The organism is Streptomyces sp. UNOC14_S4, from assembly GCF_020740835.1.
GTDB lineage: Bacteria > Actinomycetota > Actinomycetes > Streptomycetales > Streptomycetaceae > Streptomyces.
On sequence record NZ_JAINFC010000023.1, the window covers coordinates 23,216 to 30,837 of the forward strand.

Annotated in this window: 5 protein-coding genes; 3 read left to right on the forward strand and 2 right to left on the reverse strand. The window is 74.4% G+C overall.

Annotated elements, in window-relative coordinates:
* Positions 1–43 precede the first annotated feature (43 nt).
* The 3 genes from K6I34_RS04130 to K6I34_RS04140 all read left to right on the forward strand — a co-directional run bounded on the left by K6I34_RS04130 (position 44) and on the right by K6I34_RS04140 (position 4,399).
* A complete protein-coding gene (locus K6I34_RS04130) occupies positions 44–916 on the forward strand; it encodes a hypothetical protein (RefSeq protein WP_229322679.1) in 873 nt (290 codons plus the stop codon).
* 110 nt (positions 917–1,026) lie between these two features.
* Complete coding sequence (locus K6I34_RS04135) at positions 1,027–3,399, forward strand: Tex family protein (protein ID WP_308293957.1); 2,373 nt, start codon at positions 1,027–1,029, stop codon at positions 3,397–3,399.
* A gap of 202 nt (positions 3,400–3,601) precedes the next feature.
* Positions 3,602–4,399 carry a pentapeptide repeat-containing protein gene (locus K6I34_RS04140; RefSeq protein WP_229322681.1) on the forward strand — a complete coding sequence of 266 codons (798 nt, stop codon included), beginning with the start codon at positions 3,602–3,604 and terminating at the stop codon, positions 4,397–4,399.
* Between the two features lie 22 nt (positions 4,400–4,421).
* On the opposite strand, the gene K6I34_RS04145 is transcribed toward K6I34_RS04140, so the two are convergent.
* Positions 4,422–5,870 (reverse strand): M1 family metallopeptidase, encoded by a 1,449-nt coding sequence (locus tag K6I34_RS04145; protein WP_229322682.1) that lies wholly within the window; start codon positions 5,868–5,870, stop codon positions 4,422–4,424.
* On the reverse strand, positions 5,867–7,622 hold a 1,756-nt coding region (locus tag K6I34_RS04150; RefSeq protein WP_374230791.1), incomplete at its 5' end, for a Pls/PosA family non-ribosomal peptide synthetase. The genes K6I34_RS04150 and K6I34_RS04145, both read right to left, overlap by 4 nt.

The following is a 7,622-nucleotide window of genomic DNA, read 5'->3' on the forward strand; positions in this document are numbered from 1 at the left end:
GCCCCCGCTTCCCTGTGTACCGACCAGTAGGTAACGTGCAGTCATGACCATTGCAGAGCGTCTGCCCGAGCGTGCCGCGCGCCGCTGTCATTCCCCGCTCAACACCCTTCACGCCACCGTGTACTTCGGCCCCGAGATTCACAAGGAGCTGGGGCCGCTGGGCATCACGGACCCCCGTGCCGTCAACCTGGCGGCGCGGAGTGCCGCGCTCGGGCCGGTGGGCGCCGGTCCCGTGACGGCCACGTTCTACAACTACAAGCACGAGACGATCGCGAAGCACATCCCCGGCGTCTGGGAGCTCGCCTCCCCCGCGGACGTCGTCGCCGCCCGGCTGCGTGCCGCCGAGGCCACCCTGCACCGCCTCCTGGGCGAGGAGACCACCGCTTCCCCCGAACTCGCCGAGGCCGCGCGCCTCGCCCTGCGCGCCACCGAGGCGTGCTCGCGCGGCGGCCGTCCGCTCTACGCCGCCCACGCGGACCTGCCGGTGCCCAAGGCTCCGCTCCAAGTGCTGTGGTACGCGGCGACCCTGCTGCGCGAACACCGCGGCGACGGTCACGTGATGGCGCTCGTCCGCGCCGGGCTCGACCCGGTGGAGGCACTTGTCAGCCACAGCGCGACCGGCCGCGGCATGAGCCGCGAGTGGATCATGAAGACGCGCGGCTGGAGCGAGGCCGAGCTGGACGCGGCCCACGCGCGGCTGCGCGAGCGCGGACTGCTCGACGCCGGAGGGAAGCTGACGGAGGCGGGCACCGCGCTGCGCGAGGAGGTGGAGGCCGAGACGGACCGCCTGGACCTGGCCCCGTACGAGCACCTCGGCGCGGAGGGCGTCGCCCGCCTCACCGAGCTCGCGGGGGCGTTCGCCACGGCGGCGGCCACCGCGGGCGCCTTCCCCGCCGACCTCCTCGGCGCGGCCTGAGCGAGTACGGCCCGAGCGGGTACGGCTCGGGCCGACACGCCCCGCACGGCGTTGTCGGCGGCACCTGCCACAATGCAGATCACAGCTCGAAGAGGAAGCGGAGCGTGATCGTGACGGCAGCGGGTGCGTCGACCGAGGACAGGATCGCAGGCAGGATCGCCGAGGAGCTCGGCGTCCGGGAGCGGCAGGTGAAGGCCGCCGTCGACTTGCTCGACGGCGGTGCGACCGTGCCCTTCGTCGCCCGCTACCGCAAGGAGGCGACCGGGGCACTCGACGACGCGCAGCTGCGCTCGCTGGAGGAGCGCCTGCGCTATCTGCGGGAGCTGGAGGACCGCCGCACGGCGGTCCTCGACTCCGTACGCGCCCAGGGCAAGCTGGACGGGGCGCTTCAGGCGCAGATCCTCGCGGCCGACTCCAAGGCCCGCCTGGAGGACATCTACCTGCCGTTCAAGCCCAAGCGGCGCACCAAGGCGCAGATCGCCCGGGAGGCGGGCCTGGAGCCGCTGGCGGACGGCCTGCTGGGTGACCCCTCCGTCGAGCCGCTCGCCGCGGCCGCGGCCTTCGTCTCCGCCGAGCGGGGTGTCGCCGACGGCGCGGCCGCGCTGGAGGGCGCCCGCGCCATCCTGACCGAGCGCTTCGGCGAGGACGCCGACCTGATCGGCGAGCTGCGCGAGCGCATGTGGACGCGCGGCCGCCTCGCGGCGAAGGTGCGGGACGGCAAGGAGGAGGCGGGCGCGAAGTTCGCCGACTACTTCGACTTCGCCGAGCCCTTCACCGAGCTGCCCTCGCACCGGGTGCTCGCCATGCTGCGCGGCGAGAAGGAGGAGGTCCTCGACCTCGTCCTGGAGCCCGAGGAGCCGTCCGAGGCCACCGGCCCGACCGCGTACGAGCAGGCCATCGCCCGGCGGTTCGGGATCGCCCAGCGCGGCCGCCCCGCGGACAAGTGGCTGGGCGACACCGTGCGCTGGGCCTGGCGCACCCGCGTCCTCGTCCACCTCGGCATCGACCTGCGGCTGCGCCTGCGGCAGGCCGCCGAGGACGAGGCGGTCCGCGTCTTCGCCGCCAACCTCCGCGACCTGCTGCTCGCCGCCCCGGCCGGCACGCGTGCCACGATGGGCCTCGACCCCGGCTTCCGTACGGGCGTGAAGGTCGCCGTCGTGGACGCGACCGGCAAGGTCGCCGCGACGGAGACCGTCTACCCGCACGTGCCGCAGCAGAAGTGGGACGCCTCGCTGGCCACCCTGGCCCGGCTCGCCCGCGAGCACGGCGTGGAGCTCGTCGCGATCGGCAACGGCACGGCCTCCCGCGAGACCGACAGGCTGGCGGCCGACCTGATCACGCGTCACCCCGAGCTCGGGCTGACCAAGGTGATGGTCTCGGAGGCGGGCGCCTCGGTGTACTCCGCCTCCGCGTACGCCTCGCAGGAGCTGCCCGGCATGGACGTCTCCCTCCGGGGCGCCGTCTCCATCGCCCGGCGGCTCCAGGACCCGCTCGCCGAGCTCGTCAAGATCGACCCCAAGTCCATCGGTGTCGGCCAGTACCAGCACGACCTGTCCGAGGTGAAGCTCTCCCGCTCGCTCGACGCGGTCGTGGAGGACTGTGTGAACGGTGTCGGCGTCGACGTGAACACCGCGTCCGTGCCGCTGCTCGCCCGCGTCTCCGGCATCAGCACCGGCCTCGCGGAGAACATCGTCGCCCACCGCGACACCAACGGCCCCTTCCGCTCCCGCCGCGGCCTCAAGGACGTGTCCCGGCTCGGCCCGAAGGCGTTCGAGCAGTGCGCGGGCTTCCTCCGCATCCGCGGCGGCGACCAGCCGCTGGACGCGTCCGGCGTGCACCCCGAGGCGTACCCCCTCGCCCAGGCCATCGTCCGGGCCGCCGTCGGCGACAAGGGCGAGGTCGCGGCCCTCATGGGCGACACGGCGAAGCTGCGCTCGCTGCGCCCCGAGAACTTCGTCGACGACACCTTCGGCCTGCCGACCGTCACCGACATCCTGCGCGAGCTGGAGAACCCGGGGCGCGACCCGCGGCCCGAGTTCAAGACCGCGACCTTCAAGGAAGGCGTCGAGAAGATCGGCGACCTCGCCCCCGGCATGCTCCTGGAAGGTGTGGTCACCAATGTGGCGGCCTTCGGCGCCTTCGTCGACATCGGCGTCCACCAGGACGGCCTGGTGCACGTCTCCGCCATGTCCAGGACCTTCGTCAAGGACCCGCGGGACGTGGTGAAGCCGGGTGACATCGTGCGGGTGAAGGTCATGGACGTGGACATCCCGCGCAAGCGGATCTCTTTGACGCTGCGCCTCGACGACGAGGCGACGCCGTCGGCGAAGCCGACGGGCAAGCCGGCGAGGGGGGACCGTCCTGACCGTCCCGGTCGGGGTGACCGTCCTGGTCGGGGTGCGGCACCGCGGCCGCGGCGCGAGAGCGACGACGGGGGCGGTGCGATGGCCGATGCTCTGCGCCGGGCTGGTCTCTTGAAGTAGCGCCTACGGGGGTGCCTCTTGCGCTCGGTGCGCGACTGCGGGTTGCGTCGTGGTTGCTCGCGCAGTTCCCCGCGCCCCTGAAGGGGCGCGGGGAACTGCGCGGCCCGCCCCCACCGGAGCCGCAGCCGCGCGCAAGCGCAAGCGGCACCCCCATAGGCGCACCCCCGCCCAACCACGACGCACCAGAAGGAAATCCAAGCGCTTGCCCCACATATACACCGCCGACTGCACGAAGTGCTTCGCACTGTGCTGCGTCGTCCCCGCCTTCGCCGCCTCCTCCGACTTCGCCGTCGACAAGCCCGCCCGCACACCGTGCCGCAACATCCAGCAGGACTTCCGTTGCGGCATCCACACACAGCTGCGGCAGAGCGGCTTCCGTGGCTGCACGGTCTACGACTGCTTCGGCGCCGGGCAGAAGGTCTCGCAGGTCACGTTCGGCGGCCGGGACTGGCGGGAGGCCCCGGAGACCGCGCGGCGGATGTTCGACGTGTTCCCGGTCATGCGGGACCTGCACGAGCTGCTGCGCTATCTGACGGAGGCCCACGCGCTGCGGGCGGCCCGTCCCATCCGGGCGGAGCTGGCCCGCGCGCTGGAGGAGACCGAGCGCCTCACCCACCAGGACCCCGAGGCCCTCGCGGCCACCGACGTGGCCGCGGTCCGGCAGGCCGTCAACCCCCTGCTGCTACGGGCCAGCGAGCTCGCGCGCGCCGGGCTGGGCGGCAGGAAGAAGGAACGCCGGGGAGCCGACCTCATCGGCGCCCGGCTCAGGGGCGCCGACCTGCGCGGCGCGAGCCTGCGCGGGGCCCTGCTCATAGGGGCCGACCTGCGGGGCGCGGATCTGCGCACGGCCGACCTCATAGGGGCCGACCTGCGCGGTGCGGACCTGCGCGGCGCCGACCTCACCGGCGCCCTCTTCCTCGTGCAGTCGCAGCTCGACGCCGCGAAGGGCGACGGCAGCACCGTCCTGCCGCCGTCGCTGGCCCGCCCGGCGCACTGGTGACCGGGCGGGTCCGTGCCCGCACTCACACAGGGAACCGCGGCAGCGTCTTGTCGAACAGCCATGGGCGGATCAGGGCCGTCAGCGGGCGGCCCGTCACCCGTTCCGCGTGGCCGACGAACGCGTCCGTGTCCGCGCTGCCGCCGCGGTGCGCGTCGTGCCAGGTGCGCAGGACGGTGAAGAAGCGTTCGTCGCCCAGCTCCAGCCGCAGCGCGTGCAGGGTGCACGCGCCGCGGACGTAGATCCGGTCGTCGAAGATGCGGCTGCGCCCGGGGTCGCCGATGCGCAGGTTCTGCCGCTTGCCGGAGAGTTCCCGCCACGCCTGGGTGGCCAGGTCGTGGGCGTCGTACTCGCCGAGGTGCTCGGACCACAGCCACTCCGCGTAGGTGGCGAAGCCCTCGTTGAGCCAGATGTGCTGCCAGTCCGTGAGGCTGACGCTGTTCCCGTACCACTGGTGGGCGAGCTCGTGGGCCACGAGCGTCTCCGAGCCGCGCCGCCCGTCCATGTGGTTGCGGCCGAAGACGGAGAGCGTCTGGTTCTCGACGGGCGCCCCGAGCTCGGCGTCGACGACGACCGCCCCGTACGTCTCGAAGGGGTACGGACCGAAGAGCTCCGTGAAGTGGCGGATCATCTCCGGCTGGCGGGCGAGGTCGTGCCGGGCCCGGTCGGCGAGGTGGGCGGGGTAGGCGTTGCGCAGCGGGACGGGCGAGCCGTTGTCGTCGGCGTGGTGGGTCTCGTGGGCGAAACGGCCCGTGTAGACGGCGGCGAGGTAGGACGCCATCGGCCCGGGGTGGTGGTAGGTCCAGCTCACCGAGCCGTCGTCGAGGGTGCGGCGCTCGTGCAGGGTGCCGTTGGCCAGGGCGTGCTGCCCGTCGGGCACGACGACCGTGACCGTGTAGGCGGCCTTGTCGTCCGGCCGGTCGTTGCACGGGAACCACGAGGGCGCCCCGAGCGGCTGGGAGGCGACGACGGTGCCGTCGTAGTCGTCGCCCGTGCGGTCCCAGCCGATCGAGCCGAAGGGGGTGCGGACGGGCCGCGGACTGCCGCTGTAGCGGATGTCCACGGTGAACGGCTGTTCCTCGGTGAGCGCCCGCTCGACGGTGAGCACGGCCTTGCCGTCGCGCTGCCGCACCGCGGCGGGCGCGCCGTCGATCTCGGCCGAGCTCACGGTGAGCCGCGCCAGGTCGAGTTCGACCTGGCGCGTGCACCGGTTGGCGACCGCGTGGATCGTGGCGTGCCCGTCGAGCCAGGCCGTGTCGGGGTCGTAGGACAGCCGCAGGTCGTAGGCGAGGGTGCGGTGGCCGTACGAGCCGTGGCGCGGGAAGTACCGCGCCGAGCCGTCGTCCGGGGCGGACCTCCTGCTGCCGGTGCTGGCCGCGGTGGCGGTCAGCGGGAGGGCCGCCGCGGCCGTGAGCAGGGCGCGGCGGCTGCACGGGAAGCGGTCCCGGAGGGAGGCGCGGCCCCCGTTTCTCACGCCACACGCTCCCCGGCGATGGGGTTGCCCGCCCAGCGGGTCCCGGCGGGCACGGACTCGCCGCGCATCACCAGGGACGAGGGCGCGATGGCCGCGTGCTCGCCGATGGTGGTGCCGGGCAGGACGATGCCGTGCGGGCCCAGCGAGGAGCCCGCGGCCATGTGGACGGCGTCCATGCGCATGATCCGGTCGTGGAAGAGGTGGGTCTGCAGGACGCAGCCGCGGTTGACGCTGACGCCGTCGCCGAGGGTCACCAGGTCGGTCTCGGGGAGCCAGTGCGTGTCGCACCACACGCCGCGGCCGATCCGCGCGCCCAGGCTGCGCAGCCACCAGTTGAGGACCGGGGTGCCGGTGAAGGGACCGGCCATCCACGGCACGGCGAGGGACTCCACGAAGGTGTCGTAGAGCTCGTTGCGCCAGACGAAGGAGCTCCACAGCGGGGCCTCCCCCACCTTGAAGCGGCCCATCAGCAGCCACTTGGCCGCGGTGGCGGTGAGCCCGGCGGCGGCCGCGGCGGCCAGCAGCAGGGGCGCGCCGACGGCGGCGGCGAGCCAGGGGCCGCCGGTGTCGAGCGCGTCCTGCTCGCCGAGCAGCACCAGTTCGGCGAAGACGAAGCCGATGATCAGCGGCAGGACGCGGCACATCTCGACGGACATGCGGGCGAGGACGAGGCGGCGCGGCGGCTCGAACGTCCGGCCCGCGTCGGCGACGGTCGCGACGCGCGGCAGCGGCATCGCGGGCCGGCCCAGCCAGGAGCCGCCCGGCTCGGTGTGTTCGGGGGTGTCGGAGAGGACGCCGACCAGCCCGTGGTCGGGGACGCTGCGGCCGGGGCCCACGATGCCGGAGTTGCCGACGAAGGCGCGCCGTCCGATGTGCGCGGTGCCCAGCCGCATCCGGCCGCCGCGCAGCTCGTAGGGGGCGACGAGGGTGTCGTCGGCGAGGAACGCGCCGTCCTCGACGGTGAGCAGCGAGGGCAGCGGCAGCACCGTGGAGATCTCGGCGCTCCTGCCGACGCGGGCGCCGAGCAGCCGCATCCACACGGGCGTGGCCAGGCCCGCGTAGAGCGGGAAGAGGCTGGAGCGGGTGGAGTCGAGCAGGCGCGTGACGAGCCAGGCGCGCCAGGCGACGCCGCCGGTGGCCGGGTGGTCGCCGGGCTCGATGCCGCGGCCGAGGGCGCGGACGACACCGGCGACGAGCAGCGCCCAGCACAGGGTGGTGACGACGGTGAGGACGGGCGCGGCGGCGATCAGCAGCAGCGACACCGACAGCAGCGTGGAGCAGCCCTCGACGAGGTAGTACGTGCCGACGAGCGCGGGCAGCATCGCGACGGTGGGCAGCAGCGGCAGGGCCCCGAGGCTCAGCGCGTAGGCGAGCCGGGTGCGGTGGGACATGCGCGGCACGGGCGGGTTGCCCGGACGGGCGCGGCGGGCGCCGCGGCTGCCGCCGGGCCGGAAGGAGCCCTTGGCCCGGCCCGCGTACGGCTCGGGGCGGCCGGCCTGCTGCGGGCGGACCTTGGCGGCGGCGCGGCGGTGGCGGCTGAACGGGCGCCGCGGGGCGGCTCCGGCGACGGCGGTGCCGCCACGCCCGGGGCCGTCCTGCTCGTGGCCGAGGCCGTCGGCGCATTCGGCCGTGGCGGTGGCCTGGCGGTGCGCGCCGGCGGTCACGGGGACGTCGGCGGCCGTGGCGGCGGTGCCACGGTTCGCGGCGGGGCGGTGGGCGGTGCCGGTGGCCGCGCGGCGACGGGGGCGGGCC